Raw genomic sequence first — 18,446 nt, 5'->3', positions numbered from 1 at the left:
ATGGCCAAGATCATCGGAATCGACCTGGGTACGACGAACAGCGTCGTCGCCGTCATGGAGGGGAAGGAGCCCAAGGTCATCCCCAACCAGGAGGGCTCGCGCCTCACCCCGTCCGTCGTCGCCTGGGACGAGCGGGGCGAGGTGCTCATCGGGCAGATCGCCAAGCGCCAGGCGGTCGTGAACCCCTTCGGCACCATCGCCTCGGCGAAGCGCTTCATCGGGCGGCGCTTCGAGGAGGTTGCCGAGGAGTCGAAGCGCGTGCCCTTCAAGGTCGTCAAGGCGAAGAACGGCGACGCAGCGTTCGAGGTGCGCGGCAAGGTCATCTCGCCGCCGGAGGTGTCGGCGCACGTCCTCCAGAAGCTCAAGAAGGCGGCGGAGGAGTACCTCGGCGAGAGCGTCTCGGCGGCCGTCATCACCGTCCCCGCGTACTTCAACGACGCGCAGCGCCAGGCGACCAAGGACGCCGGGCGCATCGCCGGGCTCGACGTCAAGCGCATCGTGAACGAGCCGACGGCCGCGGCGCTCGCGTACGGCCTCGACAAGAAGAAGCACGAGATCATCGCCGTCTATGATTTCGGCGGCGGCACGTTCGACATCTCCATCCTCGAGGTGAGCGACAGCGTGGTGCAGGTGATCTCGACGAACGGCGACACCCACCTCGGGGGCGACGACATCGACCACCTGGTGATCGACTGGCTGGTCGCCGAGTTCAAGCGGGACACGGGCATCGACGTATCGACCGACAAGATGGTCGTCCAGCGCCTCAAGGACGCGGCGGAGCAGGCGAAGATCGAGCTCTCCAACGTGCAGGAGACCACCATCAACCTCCCGTTCCTCACCGCGGACGCCTCGGGCCCCAAGCACCTCTCGAAGGTGCTCACCCGCTCGCGGCTCGAGCAGATGATGAAGCCGCTCGTGGACCGGACGATGGAGCCCGTGCGCCGGGCCCTCGGCGACGCGCAGAAGACGGCCCAGCAGATCGACGAGGTCGTCCTCGTCGGCGGATCCACCCGGACCCCCTTGGTCCAGGAGACGGTCCGGAGCTTCTTCGGCAAGGAGGCGCACAAGGGTGTCAACCCCGACGAGGTCGTGGCCGTCGGCGCGGCCGTGCAGGCCGGCGTGCTCTCCGGAGAGGTCAAGGATCTCCTGCTCCTCGACGTCACGCCGCTGTCGCTCGGCGTGGAGACGCTCGGAGGCGTGATGACGCCGATGATCCCGCGCAACACGACGATCCCGGCGCAGAAGAAGGAGGTCTTCTCCACCGCGGCCGACGGCCAGCCCTCGGTGGAGGTCCACGTCCTGCAGGGGGAGCGGGCCGAGGCGCGGTACAACCGGACGCTCGGTCGCTTCCACCTCGACGGCATCCTGCCGGCGCCCCGCGGGGTGCCGAAGATCGAGGTGGCGTTCGACATCGACGCGAACGGCATCCTCTCGGTGCACGCCAAGGACATGGCCACCGGCAAGGATCAGCGCATCACCATCACCGCGTCGGGCGGGCTCAAGGAGGACGAGATCGAGCGGATGGTCGCCGAGGCGCAGCGCCACGAGGCCGAGGACGCGACGCGCCGCGAGGAGATCGAGCGCCGGAACAAGCTCGACACCCTCTGCTACACGCTCGAGAAGACCGTCGCGGAGAACAAGGACAAGCTCGCCGACGCCGACGTCGCGGCCCTGAACGCGCTCATCGCCGAGGGTCGTCGCGCGATCGAGCAGCAGGACGACGCCCAGGTCGCGGCCGCGCTCGAGAAGATGGAGAAGGAGGCGCACCGTATCGCCCGGGTGATGTACGAGAAGGCGGGCGGCCAGCCGCCCGAGGCTCCGGCGCCGCCCTCGGGGGCGCGCGATACCGGAGGGAAAGAGGGCGTGATCGACGCGGAGTTCGAGGAGACCGGGACGTAGGCAGGTCCGATATCGAGGCGGCGAGCCGCCCGGCTCCGCCGCGCTCCTGAGGAGTGCAACTGGCGTAGGCATCGGCGCGCCGCGCGCTCGTCGCCCAGGGCCGGCGGTTGTCCATGGTTTGCGGAAGCGCTGGCGCGTGGGCGGTCCTCGGTGGTCCTGGATGCCTGCGGCGTCAGCGCCGCTCGCTCTCGGACTGCCGCTTGAAGAACGCCGCTATCCTCTCCTTCAGCCTGGCGAAGGCCGAGGTCGTATCTTCTTTGCTCTTGAGCTGCGCCTCGAGGTCCGAGATGTCCTTTTGCAGGGCCGCGTATTCCGGGTCATTGCCCGCATATCCGAGCGCCTTCGCGCGCTCGAGCTCGTGCCTGGCCGTGGCCAGAAGCCTCTGCGCTCCGTCCCTGTCCTTCTCGCGCACGGCCTGGGCTTCGCTGATCGTCGCGTGCGCGACGACGATCGGCAGCGGCTTGACACGGTCGATCACCGCCAGGGTGTTGAGCGCCGTCTGCAGCACCACGCCGGCCTCCTTGGTCTTCTTCTGCCCGAGCAGACGAGCGGCCTCGCTCAGCGCGGCCGGATAGGTCGCGAGCGGCAGGTTGTAGACGCGGGTGCGGATCTCGCTGGTCAGACCGAAGAGCACCACCCGCGCCGCCGGATAGTTCTTGTCCTCCACGGCCCTCTCCGCGGTTTGGGCGATCTCCTTGATGACGTGAATGTCCACCGGCGCTGCGTCGATGACGTCGACCTCCAGCTGGACAGGGATGAGGGCCGCCGCCGGGGTGCGGGCCAGGAGGGTGCTGACTTTGCCTGTAGCCCGCTCGAGCGCCGCCACCGCGTCGTCGCGCTTGTCCTCCGCGATGGCCTTGAGCGCATTCCGGGTCTCTGCGATAGCCGCGACGGCTTCCTTGTCCAGCGTCTTCTCGCCCTGCTCCTCGGCCTCCTTCCGCTGCTTCTCTACCTCGGGTCGCATCTCGGGTCTCGTCTGTCGTTCGCCCTCCTTCGGTCGCTTCTTGGTGTCAGGTAGCGCCTGTGCCTCGCTCGGCCCGAGGAGAGACGCCGGTGTCTCGCCACGCTCCTCGGCGCGTTCGCACGAAGCCAGTCCCATGCCCAAGGCCAAGGACATCGCCAGCACCGGGCTCAATGTGCCTCTTGTGTTCTTCATCTGGTGTCCTTTCGGTTTTGCATCTGCGGTCGCCTGCCCGCCCCCGGTCGTTCCGCACGAAGCCTCTGGATCGGTTTGCCTCGCTCTGGAAGCGAACGTAACGTCGGTCGGACGTTATCGCCCGTGGCTGCAGCGACTAAGAAGGGCCCCCGACCTCCGATGTCAAGCTGGCGCCGTCGCGCTGGCCGACGCTAATTCGGACCGCCGCGCTGCGCGCCACAGCAACAGCAACCAGCCGAGAGCCAGAGTCCTTCAGGAGCTCGTCCGGGTCGCCGCTCGGACCGCTGCACATCGGCCTTCCTGGCGCCCTCGGCCGGTGGCTGCGATGGCCGGGATGCCGCTCGGGCGCTGAGCCCTAGCCAGCGAAGCGCGGCGGTGCACCATGCGATGGGGAGAGGACTTCGTCCGTCTGGCCTCGGCCGTGGCCAGCGGTGCCCTCCTCCTTACGGCCGCGCGCGCGGCCCGTCGCCCTGGCGGAGGTGACAAGCCGCCAACTTGCGCTTGAGCGTGTTCCTGTCGATGCCGAGCGCCCGCGCCGCGCGCGAGATGTTCCCGTGGTGGACGTCGAGCGCGCGCCCGATCGCGCCGCGCTCGGCCGACGCCACAGCTTCCGCGAGCGTCGCGACCTCGTCTCCGTCGGGCGCCACCTCCGCCGGTCGATCGAACCCGCCCGCTGGCCTCCCCGCCGGCGACGCGATCTCCGGCGCGAGGTCGCCCACGTCGACCGTGTGATCGCAGAACACGCCCCACCGGAGCACCTCCGCGCGCAGCTCGCGCACGTTGCCGGGCCAGGGGTGCTGGTACAGGCATCTCAGCGCCTCACGCGTCACCTTGAGCCCGCGCCCCTTGCGCCGCGCCCTCAGCTCGTCGAGGAACGCGTGGACGAGGATCTCGATGTCGCCACCCCGCGCGCGCAGCGGCGGGACCTCGATGACGGCGCCGCGGAGCCGGTAGTAAAGGTCCTCGCGGAACTCCCCGCGCTCGACCATGGCCGCGAGATCGCGGTGCGTGGCCGCGAGGACGCGCACGTCGAGCTGGATCGTCGCCTCGCCGCCCACCCGGCGCAGCGTCCCGTCCTGGAGCACGCGCAGGAGCGACGCCTGCACCCGCGGCGACAGCTCGCCGATCTCGTCGAGGAACAGCGTGCCGCCGTGCGCCTGCTCGAAGACGCCGCGCCGCCGCCCCGCGGCCCCGGTGAAGGCGCCCGCCTCGTGGCCGAACAGCTCGCTCGCGAGCACGCCCTCGGCGAAGACGCCGCAGTTCTCGGCGATGAACGGCCCCCTGCCGCGCGGGCTGTGCTCGTGGATCGCCCTGGCCGCGAGCTCCTTGCCGGTCCCCGTCTCGCCGAGGATCAGCACGGGCACGTCGGTCGCGGCGACCCGGGCGATCCGGGCGCGGAGGAAGCGCATCGGCTCGCTCTCGCCGACGAGCACCGCGTCGCGGGTGCGCGCCTCGGCCCGCAGGCGCACGACCTCCTCGCGCAGCGCGCGGATCTCGGGGAACCCCTCGATGTCGAGCCGGACCTCGCGCACGGCGCGCGGGTGCGGGCGCGGCACGAACGCCGCCGGGATCACCTGGAGCATGCGCGCCGGCAGGAGCCCCGCCTGCACCAGGATGACCCAGAGCGTCTGCGCCTGCGGCGTGCCGGCCGAGAGCAGGACGTCCGTCGCCCAGGCCGCCGGGGGGAACGCGCGCTTGAGCTGCGCCGAGAGCTTGCCGAGCGCCCGGAAGAGCTTCGCGTGGTCCGACGGGTCGTCGACGTCGACGACGCGGAGCTCCACCCGCGGCGCCCGCGCCCGCGCCCGCTCGACGAGCGCTTGCGACGGCGCCTCGCCGGCCGGGATGGTGAGGACCACGATCGCGTCGTAGCGGCTCTCCTCCTGGTCGAGGAGCCGCAGCACGGGCCCGCGGTCGCCCTCGGGCCGGCGGCCCTGGTGCGCCGGCGCCGGCCCGAGCGTGCCCGCGTCCGACCAGGTGAGGAGGAGGCGATTCACTGGTGCATCGTACACCAGTGGTGATGCCTCGTGCACCAATGACCGTGGTGCATCGTGCACCAGGTTGAAGCGTTCTGCCGGCGCCTGAGCGGATCGCGCGCTGGCACGGGATCCGCAAGTCTCCGCTGCGTTCACGCTCGCCGCCCGCCACGGGGGCGCTGCCCGATCCGGGGGCGCCGCCCGCCACGGGGGCGCCGCCCGCTCCGGAGACCTCATGAAAGCACCCGCCGACAGCGTCGTTCTTCCCGCCCATGCCCGCCTCGTCGCCCGCGACGACGTCTGGCTCGAGGGCAACGCCGTCCAGCAGCTCGCGCGCGTCGCCGCGCTGCCCGGCTGCGTCCGCGCCGTGGGCATGCCGGACCTGCACGCGGGGCGGGGCATCCCGATCGGCGCGGCGTTCGCCTTCGCGGACCGCGTCGTCCCGCAGCTCATCGGCGGCGACGCCGGGTGCGGCGTGCGGCTCGTCGCGACGTCGATCGGCCGCATGGCGCCGGACCTCCTCGAGCGGCGCGCCCGGCAGGCGATGGAGGACGACCCGCTCGAGGGCTGCGACCCGGCGGCGGTGTTCGAGCAGGTCTGGCGGCGCGGCGCGCGCGGCTTTGCCGAGATCGACGGCGTGCCCGAGGCCCTCGCGCGGCTCGCGGCGGCGGAGCCGGAGGACGGCCTGCGCCCGAGCGGCGACGCCTCGCCGTACCGCGCGGGGTACGAGGCAGCGCTCGGCTCGGTGGGCGGAGGAAACCACTTCCTCGAGGTCGCCCGCGTCGGCGCGCCGCGGGACCCGGCGGCGGCGGAGGCCCTCGGCCTCTCCGCCGGGGAGCTCGTCGTCCTGGCCCACTCCGGGTCGCGCGGCCTCGGCGGAGCGCTCGGCCAGCGCTGGGGGGCCGCGGTGCTCGAGGGGGACGCCGTCGAGCCGTACCTCGGCGAGCTCGCGGGCGCGTGCCGCTTCGCGCAGGCGAACCGGTTCCTGCTCGCCTACCGGATGCTGCGCGCGCTCGGCGCCTCGCGGGCGTCGAAGATCGCGGGCGGGCTCGACCTCATCCACAACGACGTCGCGCGCGAGACCGTGGGCGGCGAGCCCGCGTGGGTGCACCGGAAAGGGGCCGCGCCCGCCCGGGGCAGCGACTTCACCGTGGTGCTCGGGTCGCGCGGCGCGCCGTCATGGGTGATGCGGTCGAGCGACGCGGAGGCCGGCCTGCGCTCGGTCGCGCACGGCGCGGGCCGCAAGATGGGGCGCAGCGAGGCGCGCGAGAAGATCGCGGCCAGATACCGGCGTCGCGAGCTCGCCCGCACGGAGCTCGGCGGCCGCGTGGTGTGCGACGACCCGGCCCTGCTGCTGGAGGAGCACCCGGACGCGTACAAACCGATCGCGCCGGTGATCGAGAGCCTGGTGGAGGCCGGCCTGGCGACGGCGGTCGCGCCGCTCGTGCCGGTGCTCACGGTGAAGCGATGAGCCGGGCCTGGGTGCAGGTCAGCGCGGGGCGGGGGCCGGTCGAGGCGCGGCGGTTCGTGGCGCGGCTCGCCGAGCGGATGGAGGCGCTCTGCGGGGAGCGCGGGCTCGCGGTGGTCGACGTCACGGTGCACGGCGACGAGGAAGCGCCGGCCTCGGTCGAGATCCTGGTGGAGGGCGACGCGCGGCGCTGCCTCGAGGGCGAGGTCGGGACGCACGCGCTGGTCGAGAGGAGCGCGGAGCGGGGGAGGGCCGCGCGCAAGCGGTGGTTCGCGGGGGTGGCGGTCCACCCTGCGGACGCGGACCCCGGGGAGGACGCGGGCGCCGGCGCCGAGATCGATCCTCGCGAGCTCGAGATCTCCGCCTGCCGGGCGAGCGGGCCGGGAGGGCAGCACGTGAACAAGACCCTCTCGGCGGTCCGGATCCACCACCGGCCGAGCGGGATCACGGTGCGCGTCGCCGACGAGCGCTCGCAGCGCGCGAACGTCCGCCGCGGGGTGGAGCGCATCGCCGAGCGGCTCGCCGAGCGCGCCGCCCGGCGCGTCGCAGAAGGGGAGGCCGCGCGCTGGAGCGAGCACGACCGGATCGTCAGGGGGGAGCCGGTGCGGACGTACCGCGTGGGGCGGAAGCGCGCGCTCGAGGTCACCGGCGCACAAGCGGATCACAGCGATACGACACGAGAACGATGGGTCTGCTCGAAGAGGCCTTAGTCGACAGCACTGCTCACCGCTCCTCGCCGCTCACCGCTCCTCGTCGCTCACCGCTTCTCGCCGCTCGCCGGCGCCGCGGGCGCGCCCCCCGGCGTCCCGTCCACCGCGTTGGGCCCGAGCAGCGTGCCGCACATCGTCTTGCACAGGATGTCGGTCGGCCTGCACTCGCACTTGCCCTGCTGCTTCAGCTCGAGCTTCCCGCGCATCTGCTCGATCGTGAACTGCGCGAGCCGCTCGACGCGGTCCATGTTCCACCCCTCCTGGATCTGCTTTGGCGTCCGCGGATCGGTGGTCTTGCCGTCGGGCTCGGCGCAGCAGCGGAAGCTCAGGAAGTAGTAATAGAACCCCTCGTCGTGCGTGTAGATCTTCGGCCGGCACTGGTTGCGCACGCCCTTGTACCAGGGGCCGCCGGTGTGGACGCTGTCGAACTTGCCGCGCCAGCCGCCGCTCGTCTCGCTCGCCACGACCTCATCGGTGTTCGCGGGCATGTCGGCGACACCATAATCGCTGATGCACTGCTCCTGCGACCCGCTCGGCACCCCCTTCCACAGGCGGGCCAGCTCGCCCGGGTCGCGCTTCGCGACCTTCTTCATGTCGGGGTCGTCCCACATGTGGTCGCCGTTGCACTTCGTCGCGTCGCGCGAGTACCCATAAGGGAACGGCTTCATCTCGGGCCCCTCGCAGGCGAGCGTCCACTCCGACTCGGTGCAGAGGCGCTTGCCGACGGCGGCGCACTTGACCTGCGCCTGGTGGAACCGATTCATCACCTCGGGCCGCTCCCCCTTCCTGTTCGGCCACTCGTACGTGTCGATGCAGTAACGCTTCTTCACCTTCTCGCCGGTGCAGCGGGCGGGGGTGGGAGCGAACTCCTCGCAGATCGTCTTCTTGTTCGACTTGTCGTACCAGCTGCGGAGGCAGCTGTGCTCGACCTCGGTGCAGTACTCGCCTTCGACGAGCTTCATGTCGGCCGGGCAGGCCTGCTCCTCGGCGGCCGCGCTCGCCGCGCCGGCTGCCCCGGCGTCGCGGGCGGGCGCGCCGGTCTCTGTCGCCGTGGGCGCCGCGCCCGCGGTCTCGGCGGGGGACGGGGCGGCCGCGGGCGGACGACCGTCGTGCGCGCGCGGGGGGGCCGCCGTCTGGGCGGGCTCCGGGGGAGCGCCAGAGCAGGCAGCGGCGAGCGTCAGGGCGGGGAGGGGGAGCAGGAGGCGTCGCATGCCGGGCGTCATAGTCGATATCGCGGCGAGGGGAACCAGGGTCGCGCCCCCGCCCGGAGCCCCGCGACACCGATGCCGGAGCGCGCGGCCGCCTCCGCCGCCGGCGCAGCGGCCCCGCGCCGCCCGGCGGCGCCCGGCAGCGGCGCCGCCCGCCGCAGAGCCTGGCGGCCGTGGGCCAGGCGAGCCGCGCGATCTCGCCAGGCGTTGCCGGATCGTCAACCGAGGTGACGGCCCTGCGGGCAGGAACGCAGGGAAACGCAGCGCCCTGGCCGCGGTCCTGCCCTTGCTCTGCCGTCCTGCTCGCGGCCGGGTCGGCCGCCAGAGGCTCGCTCGGTCGCGCCGGCTCTGCGTCCAGAGCGGCCGACGAAAGGACATGAGATGTCGACTACCAAGGTGAAGCGCGGCAGCCCGCGCTGGGCGGCTGCGAAGCTCGCCCTTCTCTCTCTCGTCATCGCCGGCACAGGCAACCTCTCCGGATGTGGGCAGGTCACCTATGACTGGCCGGACCGGCCGGCGCCGCCGCCGCCACCTCCGCTGCCGTCGGGAGACCTGCCCGACGCCTCGCCCCCGAGGACCACGATCGACAAGATCGACCTCCTCCTGGCCATCGACAACTCGGGTTCCATGGCCGACAAGCAGGAACTCCTCGCCCTCGCGGTCCCCGACCTCGTCGAGAGCCTCGTGAACCCGCGCTGCATCTACAGGACCGGCGAGGCGCCTCCCGTCGCGGTCCGGTCGCCGAACGACGCGTGTCCGCCGGATTTCAGGCGCGAGTTCGAGCCGATCAGGGACATCCATGTCGGCATCATCAGCTCGAGCCTCGGCGGCCATGGCGCGTCCTCCTGCCCGGCGAGCGCGAGCGCCTCGAACGCGGACATGGCGCGCCTCCTCGCGCGCGCCGACGAGCGCTCCGGCGTCAACGACATCCCCACCTACCTCGACAAGGGCTTCCTGGCCTGGGATCCCGAACAGAAGCTCGCCGGACGGCCCGGGGTGCCGGACGCGGAGGACGGCGAGGCGGACCTCGACACCGACTCGGACGCTGACGCCAACGACACGTCGCTGATCGGACAGCTCACGCAGATGGTCAAGGGCACGGGGCAGGCCGGCTGCGGCTTCGAGGCGCAGCTGGAGAGCGTGTACCGCTTCCTCGTCGATCCGGAGCCCTACGCCTCGATCGAGCTCCAGGGCGACATCGCGGTGCCGACAGGCGTGGACGAGGACATCCTGCGGCAACGCCGCGAGTTCCTCCGGCCGAGCTCCCTCCTCGCGATCCTCCTGCTCAGCGACGAGAACGACTGCTCCATCCGCGAGGAGGGCCGCAACTACCTCGTGGCCGAGACGAAGAACAGCTTTCGCCTGTGGCGGCCGCGCTCCGAGTGCGCCACCGACCCGAGCGACAGGTGCTGCAGGTCGTGCAACCAGAACCAGGACGAATGCCCGGTCGACCCGACGTGCATCGGCCCGGACGGGGAGACCGCGAGGCTGAGCCCGGAGGACGACCCGGTCAACGCCCGCTGCTGGGAGCAGAAGCGCCGGTTCGGCTTCGACTTCCTCTATCCGATCGAGCGCTACCGGCGCGCCTTCACCGAGGCGCAGATCGAGAATCGCCAGGGCGAGCTGGTCCCCAACCCCATCTTCAGCGACCTGAACGCTGGAGACGGCGACACCGACATCCGCGATCCCGGGCGCGTCTTCTTCGCCGGCATCGTGGGCGTGCCGTGGCAGGACATCGCGCGCCAGAACGCGGAGGGCCAGCCTGACCTCCTGCGCGGCCTCGACGCGCGGGGCGAGCCGGTCGGCGGGTTCAAGAACGCCGACGAGCTCAGCGCCCCGCTGCTCGACGGCGCGATCAGCAGCACCTGGGAGCTCATCCTCGGCGATCCCGCGCGCCGCCAGCCGCCGAGGGATCCCTTCATGATCGAGTCGATGGCGCCGCGCGCGGGCTCGAACCCGATCACCGGCGACGCGATCGTCCCGCCGCAGGAGGCGGGGTGGAACGACCTCAACGGCCGCGAGTACACGGTCTCGCAGGGGAGCACGCGAGAGGGAGACCTCCAGTTCGCTTGCATCTTCGATCTCTTCAGGTCGAAGGACTGCGACGGGACGACCGAGAGCTGCGATTGCAGGGCGGCGGCTGGCCTGGCGACCGACAGCCCGCTGTGCCAGCCGGCAGCCGGCAACGACCTGGCGGACCCGCAGCCCAGGACGGCGACGCAGATCAAGGCGAAGGCCTACCCGGGTCTCCGCGAGCTGCAGCTCATCCGGGAGCTCGGCCCGCAGGGCATCGTCGGCTCGGTGTGCCCGAGGCAGCTCGACGACGACAGCGCGGCCGATTTCGGCTACCGGCCGGCGCTCGGCGCCATCGTCGACCGCCTGAAGCCGGCGCTCGGCGCGGAGCCCGCGCCGTAGCGCTGACCGAGCGGGCGGCGCCGCTCAGCCCTGCTTCGGCGCCCTCATCCGCGCCGGGTCCACGGCCACGTCCCGCGCCACCTTGCCGAACGCGATGACGCTCCGGTCGCCGTTCTTCTCCTCGATGACCACGCGCCGCACCGACCAGAGCTCCGGCCCCGAGGTCATCTCGAGGCTGCGCACGTGCTTCGCGACCTCCTCGGCCCGCGGCCGCGCGGCGAGCGTGATCCCGTCGGCGCGGCTCGGGATCGAGAGCTCGTAGCGCCCCCGCAGCTTCTCGAGGTCGCCCCCGAGGAGCACGAGCAGGTCCGAGAGCACCGCGCCGAAGCGCCCCGCGGCGCCCCGCCCCGCGCCCGCCGCGCCCTTCGGGGTCGCGAAGCCGAACCCCTCGGGGGTGATCCAGTAGGTGATCGCGTCCGGCGGCTTCAGCTCCCAGCGGAGGCGGTCCGGCAGGACCAGCGACATCTCCCCGTCGCTCTTCACCGCCGTCGCGAGCAGGCCGATGCTCCGCTCCTGCGTGAACGGCGCGACCAGCGTCTTCACCGACGCGCGCGCCCGCGTGATCTCGGCGAGCGCGTCGCCCACCTCGTCGGCGCGGGCGCGGCCGGCGACGCCTGCGATGGAGAGCGCGCCGCCGCACGCCGCCAGGCCCATCAGGAAAGATCGTCGCTGCATCCTCGTCCTCTTACCCCAGACGGGCGGACCGCGCTTTGCTTCACGCAGGTGGGCCAGGCCGGTCGGCAGGCAGGTGGCAGACGCGCGCAGACGCGCCAGACCAGCGCGCCGCGCTCAGTCCGCCACGGGCTTCGGCGTGTTGGGCCCGCTCTCCGGGAGCTCCGGCTTCGTGATGTGCTCCTTCGGGAGCTCGCCGGTCAGGGACTTGAGCCAGACCACGATCTGCTCGACCTGGGTGTGGTTCAGGTCCTTGCCGAGCTGGTGCTTCCCCATGAGCCGCACCGCCTCCTGCAGCGAGGAGACGGAGCCGTCGTGGAAGTACGGCGCCGTCGCGGCCACGTTGCGGAGCGTCGGCACCCGGAAGACCATGAAATCGGCCTGCTTCTTCGTGATCTCGAAGACCCCGCGGTCCATCGTGTCGGGCCACGACCGCACCAGGCCGAGCTTCTGGAACATGGTCGCCCCGACGTGCGGGCCGAAGTGGCACGTCACGCAGCCGACCTCGACGAACGTGTTGAACCCCTCCTTCTCGGCGCTGGTCAGGGCGTCGGGATCCCCCTCCAGGAACAGGTCCCACCGCCCGCGCGTGAACAGCTTGCGCTCGAAAGCGCCGAGCGCCTTCGCCGTGTTGTTGACGGTCACGGGCCACGGGTCGTTCGGGAACGCCCTGCCGAACGCCTTCACGTACTCGGGGATGGAGCGCAGCGTCGCCTCCAGCCGCACCGGCGTCATCGCCATCTCGCTCGGGTTCATCATCGGCCCGTTGGCCTGGTCCTCGACGCTGTCGAAGCGCCCGTCCCACATCAGCGAGAAGAACCCGGCCGAGTTGTAGACGCTCGGCGTGTTGCGGCGGCCGCTCTGGTGGGCGTGCCCGATGGACACCTTCGCGCCGTCGGCGCCGTAGCGGTCGAGCGGGTGGCACGAGTTGCACGAGAGGTCGTGGTTCTTGGACAGCCGGCCGTCGAAGAACAGCATGCGGCCGAGCTGGATCTTCTCGTCCGTCAGCGGGTTGTTCGAGGAGGTGACGAGCGCCGGCAGCGGGTTGAAGCTCGCGAGCCGCTCCGGATCGATCTGCACCGCCGGCTCGCTCGCGCCGGGGGTGGGCGCCGTGCCGGGCGCCGCGCCGACAGGGGCCGCCTGGGGGGCTGCCGGGGCGGCGCCGGGCGCCGCGGCCGGCGCCGCCGCCGTCGTCTTCTGCACGAGCCAGGCGCCCACGCCGGCGCCCGTCGCGGCGACCAGCGCCGCCGCCGCCACGAGCGGGGCTGCCTTGCTGCGGGGGCGCGCGGCGGCCGGGGGCGGCTCGCCCGCCACGATGATCGTCCGCTGGAAGGGCACCGAGGTCCCCGCGCCCGTCATCGACGGGGGCGGGCCCTCGAGCCGCGGGTCCGACGTGCGGACCGCGGGGCCGCTCTGCGAGAGCATGCCGTGGTCCTGCCAGCTGCGGGGCGTGGCCACCGGCGTCGGCGGGCGCCGCGTCATCATGTCGCTGTGGTCCTGCCAGCTGCGGGGCGTGGCCACCGGTGTCGGCGGGCGCCGCGTCGCCATGTCGCCGTGCTCGGGCCAGCTGACGTTGGTGCCCGCGGAGGTCGGCGGGCGCCGCGTCGGGGCGTCGGGGTTCGCGGGCGCGCGCGACGGCGGCGGGATGTCGGCCTGCAGCGACTCGGGGAGGGGCTGCAGCATGTCGTCGCGGATCGAGAAGCCGTACGGCAGGAGTGTCCGGACCGCGTCGAGCATCTCCGCCGCGGTCTGGAAGCGCGCGTTCCTGTCGATCTGGAGCGCGCGGTGCACGATCTCGGCGACCTCGTGGGTCACCCAGGGCGCCAGGCTCTGGATGGGCGGCGCCGGGACCGAGCAGATGGCCACGATGAGCTCGCCGAGCCCGCGGGAGTTCCTGTAGGGGGTGCGCCCGGCGAGCATCTTGAAGAGGACGATGCCGAGCGACCAGAGGTCGGTCCGGCCGTCGACGTCCTTCATGTTGCGCGCCTGCTCGGGCGACATGTAGATCGGCGAGCCGATCAGGTTGCTCGTGGCCGTGAGCTCCTGGTGGTGCTCGAAGCTGTCGTCGGCCTGGATCTTGGCGACGCCGAAGTCGAGGAGCTTGACCGAGAGCTCGCCCCCGTCGCGCCGGGCGAGGAACAGGTTGGCGGGCTTGATGTCGCGGTGGAGGACGCGCGCGTCGTGCGCCCTGATGAGGCCCATGCACGCCTGGGCCACGATGCAGAGCGCGAGCTCCGGCGGCAGGGGACCGAGTCGCCGGAGCAGCTGGTCCACGTCCTCGCCCGAGAGCAGCTCCATCACGAGGAAGGGCAGGCCCGTCGCCCGGTCCCTCCCGCTATCCAGCACGCCGGCGATGTGCTCGCTGTCGATGGCGCCCGCCGCCCTGGCCTCGCGCTCGAAGCGGGCCATGACCGCCTCGTCCTGCGCGAGCTTGCTCGTGATCACCTTCACGGCGACGCGACGACCGGTCCCGAGGTGCCGTGCCTCGTAGACCGCCCCCATCCCGCCCTCTCCGAGCAGCCCGAGGATGAGGTACCGTTGATCGAGGGTGGTGTTGATCAGGTTGATGTCCGTCATGGTCCGGTCGACCCGGTCGCCGCTCCGATGCCGCGACCTTGCGCCCCGGATCGCATTCTCGGACGGAAGTTCCCGCTAGGCAATCTCGCGGTAAGGGAGCCCCGGACGAGAGGTGTCCCACCGCCGGTGTACGGGCGTGGATGCCAGGGGAGAGTGAACCAGGGGCGAAACCGTTGCGCGCCGGGCTCGGCCGGGCTGGCGACGGCGCTTGCGCCCGCGGTATCGAGGTGATCGTTTATTTAAGGAGCGCCACCGTCGCGCTCGCCATCCGAAGCGGACGGATCGGCCGCGTCGCTGCCCAGCTCGCCGCCCGGGTGGGGCGAGCCGGCGCGCTCCCAGGCGGCGTAGTCGCCGCGCGTGAGCAGCGGGTCCTCGGGGAGCGCCTCGGGCTCGGCGGTGTCGCGGGCGGGATCGAACGCCGGGTCGAGCAGCCGCGCGAGGTCGAAGCGCAGGAAGCGGCCGGCGAGGTGGGGGCCCTCGCTCACCCAGAGGACGCGCGCGGTCGCGTCCATGACGACCGCGTGGGTCGCGATGAGGGCGTCGATCGCGCGCCGGTCGCCGAGCGGCAGCGGCGCGCCGCCGGGCCCGCGCCGGTCGCGCAGCACGTCGACCGCCGCCTCGACCGTCGCGCCCTCGGGTAGCGCCGCGAGCCGCTCGTCGAGGCGGCGGCGCCGCGCGTGGGTCGAGGTCTCGGCCTCGACGCGGCGGTTGCGCGGGTCGCTGGCGAGCGGCCCCTCGAAGTGGTTGGTGAGCGGCACCTTCCCGCGGCCGCGGCGCGCGTGCAGCGGCGCGCCGGGCGCCCGCTCGGCGATCGCGACCTCGCCGCCCGCGTCGACCAGCATCACGAGGTGGGAGACCATCGGCGCGCGCGCCTCGAGGAGCGCGAGCGCCTCGTCCACGCTGCGCGCGCGGCCGAGCACCTCGCGCATCGTGTGCACGACGGGCTCGCCCGCCGCGCGCGGCTCGCCGGCGCGCCCGCCGTGGACCACGAGCGCGAGGCCCGCGGCGTTCATCCCCGTCACCGCGCCGACAAGGCCGGGCCATGACACCGAGGCGTACGGGATCTTCCCCTCCTCGTGGACCAGGAACACCGCCTTGCCCTCGTCGAAGACGGGCCCGGCCTCGAAGTCGAAGTTGCGGGCGAGCACCGCGTGGCCGTCCGCCGACGCGGCCCCCGTGAGCGCGAAGCTCGTGCAGCCGATGAGCGGGGAGTGCTCGAACGAGAGCGCGATGTCGTAGAGCGACTGGAGGAAGATGAAGCGGTGGTACGTGGGGAGGACGCCGTCGAACGGGTCGGGCGAGAAGGCGCGGGCCTGCGCGGCGATCTCGCGCCGCACGCGGTCGCTCATGCCCTCGTCCACGCCGCGGAACTGGAGGCGCGAGACGTCCATGATCAGCCACCGGAGCGGGGCGACGGGCACGTAGCGGCGGAACTGGTCGTAGAGGGTGCCCTCGTTGCGGACCATCTCCGGGTAGAAGAGCCGGCCGTGCTGGTGCCCGATCTCCTCCGGCGACCCGGAGAGGCGCGCCTCGAGGATCCGGCCGCGGCGGCGCGCGTAGGCGGGGCCGAGCACGCGCAGCCCTGCCGGCGCGGCCGCGGGCTCGCCGGCGACCGCGCCGATCGGCGGCGGATCGATCCGCGTGGCGGCGGCGATGCCGAGGTGCGCGAGGACCGGCGCGGCGAGGAGCGCGCCGGCCGCGATGAGCTTGCGCCGGTGGCGGGCGAGGCGCGACGGCCGCGGGAGCGGCCCTCCGGCGCCCTGGCGGTCTGTACCCTCCTCGTCCGAGCACCGCTCCGGTTCGCTCATTCTGGACTGCTCGTTCTAGAATGCTCGTTCCAGTCGGTCGCCTTCTCGTCCGAACACCGCCCTGGTCCGCGCATTCTGGACTGCTCGTTCCAGAATGCTCGTTCCAGTCGGTCGCCTTCTCGTCCGAGCACCGCCCTGGTCCGCGCATTCTGGACTGCTCGTTCCAGAATGCGCGCCCTCTCGTCCGAGCACCACCCTGGTCCACTCATTCTGGACTGCTCGTTCCAGAATGCGCGCCCGATCAGGGAGGCGCCGCCGTTGGCTGCGACGGGTGGGGGTCGAGCTCTGCGACGAGCTCGCTCGCCGCGGGCCGGCGCGACGCCCGCGCCGCCGTCGGCGCGGCGGGTACGTGGCGGAGGCCCCGCGTGAGCGCGAGCGTCGCCAGCACCCGGCGCACGATCCTCGCCGGATCGCGCACGCTGTCGAAGTGCGTGAGCCGCTCCTCCTCGGGCGGGTAGATGACCCGGATCGGCACCTCGACGACGCGGACGCCCGCGGCCACCGCGCGCAGGAGGATCTCCGCCTCGAAGGCGTACCCCTCATCGCGCGCGCCGAGCGAGAGCGTCGTCCGGAGCGGGTAGCGGCGCAGGCCGCACTGCGTGTCGGCGAAGGGGCGGCCCGCGAAGAGCGAGAGGAAGAAGTTCGAGATGCGGTTCGAGATCTGGTTCGCGCGCGGCGCGCCCGCCGAGACGAGGTCCCGGATGCCGAGCACCAGCGCCTCGGGGTCGGCGTCGGCCTCGACGAGGCGGCGCGCCTCCTCCGGCGGGTGCTGGCCGTCCGCGTCCACCGTGACCGCCACGTCGAAGCCGGCGGCCAGGGCGAACTCCATCCCGGTGCGCAGGGCGGCACCCTTGCCCAGGTTCTCCGGGTGGCTCAGCACCGTGGCGCCGGCCGCGCGCGCCCGCTCGGCCGTCCGGTCGCTCGACCCGTCGTCCACGACGAAGACCGCGCCGGCCAGCCTGTCGACCCGCAGCGCCTCGCGTGCGACATCCCCCACGTTGCGCTCTGCCTGATAGGCGGGAATGATGGCGCAGATCCGCATGAAGCAGAGCGCGATTACCATGGTGTGCCCTGGATGAACAGCGGCAGGCACGATCTGTCCGCCACGTTGTCTCCTGGCCGACGTCCGGCTGGCCTCGACGCGGGCGAGGGGAAGCGCGGGGCGCCTGGCGGACGGCCGCGGCCGTACCTGTCCAGCTAGCCCTCGTGTAGCGCGCGATCCAAGGAGCCTCCACACGTGCGTGTCCCCTCGACGCCGGCCGGCGATCGTCGCCCGGAGCCCCGTCCGGGCCTGCTCCGTCGCCGCCCGCGGTTCCGCCGCGTCTGGCTGAGCGAGATCGTCTCGTTGCTCGGCGACTGGATGAGCTTCGTCGCCGTGAGCCTGCTCGCGCTCGGCGGCGAGGGGGGCGGCGTCGTGGCGCTCGCGCTCGTCATGGTGGGGCATCACCTGCCGAACGCGCTGTTCGCGCCGGTGGCGGGCGTGCTCGCGGACCGGCTCGATCGCCGGTGGCTGCTCATCGCGACGAGCCTGGTGCAGGGCGCGCTCACCCTGGCCATGCTGGGCGCCGCCGTCGTCGGCAGCGTGCTGGCGGTGCAGGTGCTCGTCTTCGTCCGCTCGTCGGTGGGCGCGCTGCGCCTGCCTGCCCAGAGCGCGGTGCTGCGGCACGTCGTCGAGGAGGACGAGCTGCTCGAGGCGAACGCGATCGCGTCGGCGACGTGGAGCGTCATGTTCGCGGTCGGCATGGCGGTCGGCGGGTTGATCGCCGCGCTCGGTCCGGCGGCGGCGCTCGCGGTGGACGCGGCGTCCTTCGGCCTGTCGGCGCTGTTCCTCTGGGGGCTCCCGCCGATGGTCGCCGAGGGGCGGCCCGCGGAGGGCGGCACGCTCGCCGCGCTCGCGTCGGTCCGCGGCGACATGGTGCTCGCCTGGAAGCACGCGTGGGATCGGCCGCCGCTGCTCGACGCCGTGCTCGCGAAGACGCCGGTCCACCTGGCGAACGGCGGGGCGCTCCTGCTCCTCAACCTGCTCGCGACGCAGCTCGCCTTCGCGGGCACGGGCGCGCTCACGCTGGGGCTCCTCCAGTGCGTGCGCGGGGCGGGGACGGGGATCGGCCCGCTGCTCGGCGTCGCCCTCGTCCGCCGCGGCCTCCGGGGCGAGCTCGCGGCGACCGGGGCCGCCTGGGTGACGTTCGCGTCGATCGCGGCGCTCGCCGTGACCCGGCACTGGGCGGCGCTGCTCGCGGTCGTGCTCGCGTGGGGCCTGGGCAGCGGCGCGAACTGGGTGCTCTCGAGCTCGGAGATCCAGCGGCTCTCGCCGGACCGCTTCGTCGGGCGGCTCTCGGCGATCGACAACCTGGCGCTCACGGTCGGCCTGTGCGCCGCGCTGCTCGGGGGCGCGGTGCTCGTCGAGCGGACCTCCGCCCCCGGGGCGGCCGCGTGGCTCGGCCTCGGCGCCGGCGTGCTCGCCTGGCTCGGGTCGCAGTGGATGCTGCGCCGGCGCGCCGCGGCGGGGAAGAAGGCGCTTTCCTTGCAGTCCGAGACGGAGCGCAGGTAGCCTTCCGCC

At 72.9% G+C, this 18,446-nt stretch carries 12 protein-coding genes; 5 read left to right on the top strand and 7 right to left on the bottom strand.

Going from position 1 to position 18,446, the window contains the following annotated elements; translation table 11 throughout:
• The gene (gene dnaK, locus WME89_RS42750) at window positions 1–1,899 is read left to right on the top strand and encodes a molecular chaperone DnaK (protein ID WP_438005334.1); all 1,899 of its coding nucleotides are present in this window, start codon (window positions 1–3) and stop codon (window positions 1,897–1,899) included.
• A 172-nt stretch (window positions 1,900–2,071) separates the two neighbouring features.
• On the opposite strand, the gene WME89_RS42745 is transcribed toward dnaK, so the two are convergent.
• Complete coding sequence (locus WME89_RS42745) at window positions 2,072–3,055, bottom strand: YfdX family protein (RefSeq protein WP_438005333.1); 984 nt, start codon at window positions 3,053–3,055, stop codon at window positions 2,072–2,074.
• A gap of 443 nt (window positions 3,056–3,498) precedes the next feature.
• Entirely contained in the window at window positions 3,499–5,049 is a 1,551-nt protein-coding gene (locus WME89_RS42740) for a sigma-54 interaction domain-containing protein (protein ID WP_438005332.1), read from the bottom strand.
• A 214-nt stretch (window positions 5,050–5,263) separates the two neighbouring features.
• Here WME89_RS42740 and WME89_RS42735 point away from each other — a divergent pair, with 214 nt between their 5' ends.
• Together WME89_RS42735 and WME89_RS42730 are read left to right on the top strand one after the other, a co-directional pair.
• Window positions 5,264–6,499, top strand: a complete 1,236-nt coding sequence (locus WME89_RS42735) for an RtcB family protein (protein ID WP_438005331.1) — start codon at window positions 5,264–5,266, stop codon at window positions 6,497–6,499.
• Entirely contained in the window at window positions 6,496–7,206 is a 711-nt protein-coding gene (locus tag WME89_RS42730; protein WP_438005330.1) for a peptide chain release factor-like protein, read from the top strand. The genes WME89_RS42735 and WME89_RS42730 overlap by 4 nt, the downstream gene beginning before the upstream one ends.
• 47 nt (window positions 7,207–7,253) lie before the next feature.
• Here the strand turns inward: WME89_RS42730 and WME89_RS42725 are convergent, their stop codons facing one another.
• Window positions 7,254–8,417 (bottom strand): SUMF1/EgtB/PvdO family nonheme iron enzyme, encoded by a 1,164-nt coding sequence (locus tag WME89_RS42725; RefSeq protein ID WP_438005329.1) that lies wholly within the window; start codon window positions 8,415–8,417, stop codon window positions 7,254–7,256.
• A gap of 378 nt (window positions 8,418–8,795) precedes the next feature.
• On the opposite strand from WME89_RS42725, the gene WME89_RS42720 reads away from it, so the two are divergent.
• The gene (locus WME89_RS42720) at window positions 8,796–10,829 is read left to right on the top strand and encodes a hypothetical protein (RefSeq protein ID WP_438005328.1); all 2,034 of its coding nucleotides are present in this window, start codon (window positions 8,796–8,798) and stop codon (window positions 10,827–10,829) included.
• A 24-nt stretch (window positions 10,830–10,853) separates the two neighbouring features.
• On the opposite strand, the gene WME89_RS42715 is transcribed toward WME89_RS42720, so the two are convergent.
• The 4 genes from WME89_RS42715 to WME89_RS42700 form a co-directional block, all read right to left on the bottom strand.
• Window positions 10,854–11,504: a LolA family protein gene (locus WME89_RS42715; RefSeq protein ID WP_438005327.1), complete on the bottom strand. Its 651-nt coding sequence runs from the start codon at window positions 11,502–11,504 to the stop codon at window positions 10,854–10,856.
• Window positions 11,505–11,618: 114 nt separating this feature from the next.
• Complete coding sequence (locus tag WME89_RS42710; protein WP_438005326.1) at window positions 11,619–14,078, bottom strand: cytochrome c peroxidase; 2,460 nt, start codon at window positions 14,076–14,078, stop codon at window positions 11,619–11,621.
• A 239-nt stretch (window positions 14,079–14,317) separates the two neighbouring features.
• Complete coding sequence (locus WME89_RS42705) at window positions 14,318–15,886, bottom strand: C45 family autoproteolytic acyltransferase/hydolase (RefSeq protein WP_438005325.1); 1,569 nt, start codon at window positions 15,884–15,886, stop codon at window positions 14,318–14,320.
• Between the two features lie 241 nt (window positions 15,887–16,127).
• Window positions 16,128–16,949, bottom strand: a complete 822-nt coding sequence (locus WME89_RS42700) for a glycosyltransferase family 2 protein (RefSeq protein ID WP_438005324.1) — start codon at window positions 16,947–16,949, stop codon at window positions 16,128–16,130.
• Between the two features lie 174 nt (window positions 16,950–17,123).
• On the opposite strand from WME89_RS42700, the gene WME89_RS42695 reads away from it, so the two are divergent.
• A complete protein-coding gene (locus WME89_RS42695; protein WP_438005323.1) occupies window positions 17,124–18,437 on the top strand; it encodes an MFS transporter in 1,314 nt (437 codons plus the stop codon).
• Window positions 18,438–18,446: the final 9 nt, after the last annotated feature.

The organism is Sorangium sp. So ce321 (assembly GCF_051530195.1).
Taxonomy (GTDB): domain Bacteria; phylum Myxococcota_A; class Polyangia; order Polyangiales; family Polyangiaceae; genus Sorangium.
This window is presented reverse-complemented; position numbering and strand designations above follow the sequence as displayed.

What these genes read in the sequence shown, in the direction of transcription:
- dnaK (WP_438005334.1), top strand. Translation starts at nt 1, where the DNA reads ATGGCCAAGATCATCGGAATCGACCTGGGTACGACGAACAGCGTCGTC.
- WME89_RS42745 (WP_438005333.1), bottom strand. Translation starts at nt 3,055, where the DNA reads ATGAAGAACACAAGAGGCACATTGAGCCCGGTGCTGGCGATGTCCTTG.
- WME89_RS42735 (WP_438005331.1), top strand. Translation starts at nt 5,264, where the DNA reads ATGAAAGCACCCGCCGACAGCGTCGTTCTTCCCGCCCATGCCCGCCTC.
- WME89_RS42730 (WP_438005330.1), top strand. Translation starts at nt 6,496, where the DNA reads ATGAGCCGGGCCTGGGTGCAGGTCAGCGCGGGGCGGGGGCCGGTCGAG.
- WME89_RS42725 (WP_438005329.1), bottom strand. Translation starts at nt 8,417, where the DNA reads ATGCGACGCCTCCTGCTCCCCCTCCCCGCCCTGACGCTCGCCGCTGCC.
- WME89_RS42720 (WP_438005328.1), top strand. Translation starts at nt 8,796, where the DNA reads ATGTCGACTACCAAGGTGAAGCGCGGCAGCCCGCGCTGGGCGGCTGCG.
- WME89_RS42715 (WP_438005327.1), bottom strand. Translation starts at nt 11,504, where the DNA reads ATGCAGCGACGATCTTTCCTGATGGGCCTGGCGGCGTGCGGCGGCGCG.
- WME89_RS42710 (WP_438005326.1), bottom strand. Translation starts at nt 14,078, where the DNA reads ATGACGGACATCAACCTGATCAACACCACCCTCGATCAACGGTACCTC.
- WME89_RS42705 (WP_438005325.1), bottom strand. Translation starts at nt 15,886, where the DNA reads ATGAGCGAACCGGAGCGGTGCTCGGACGAGGAGGGTACAGACCGCCAG.
- WME89_RS42700 (WP_438005324.1), bottom strand. Translation starts at nt 16,949, where the DNA reads ATGGTAATCGCGCTCTGCTTCATGCGGATCTGCGCCATCATTCCCGCC.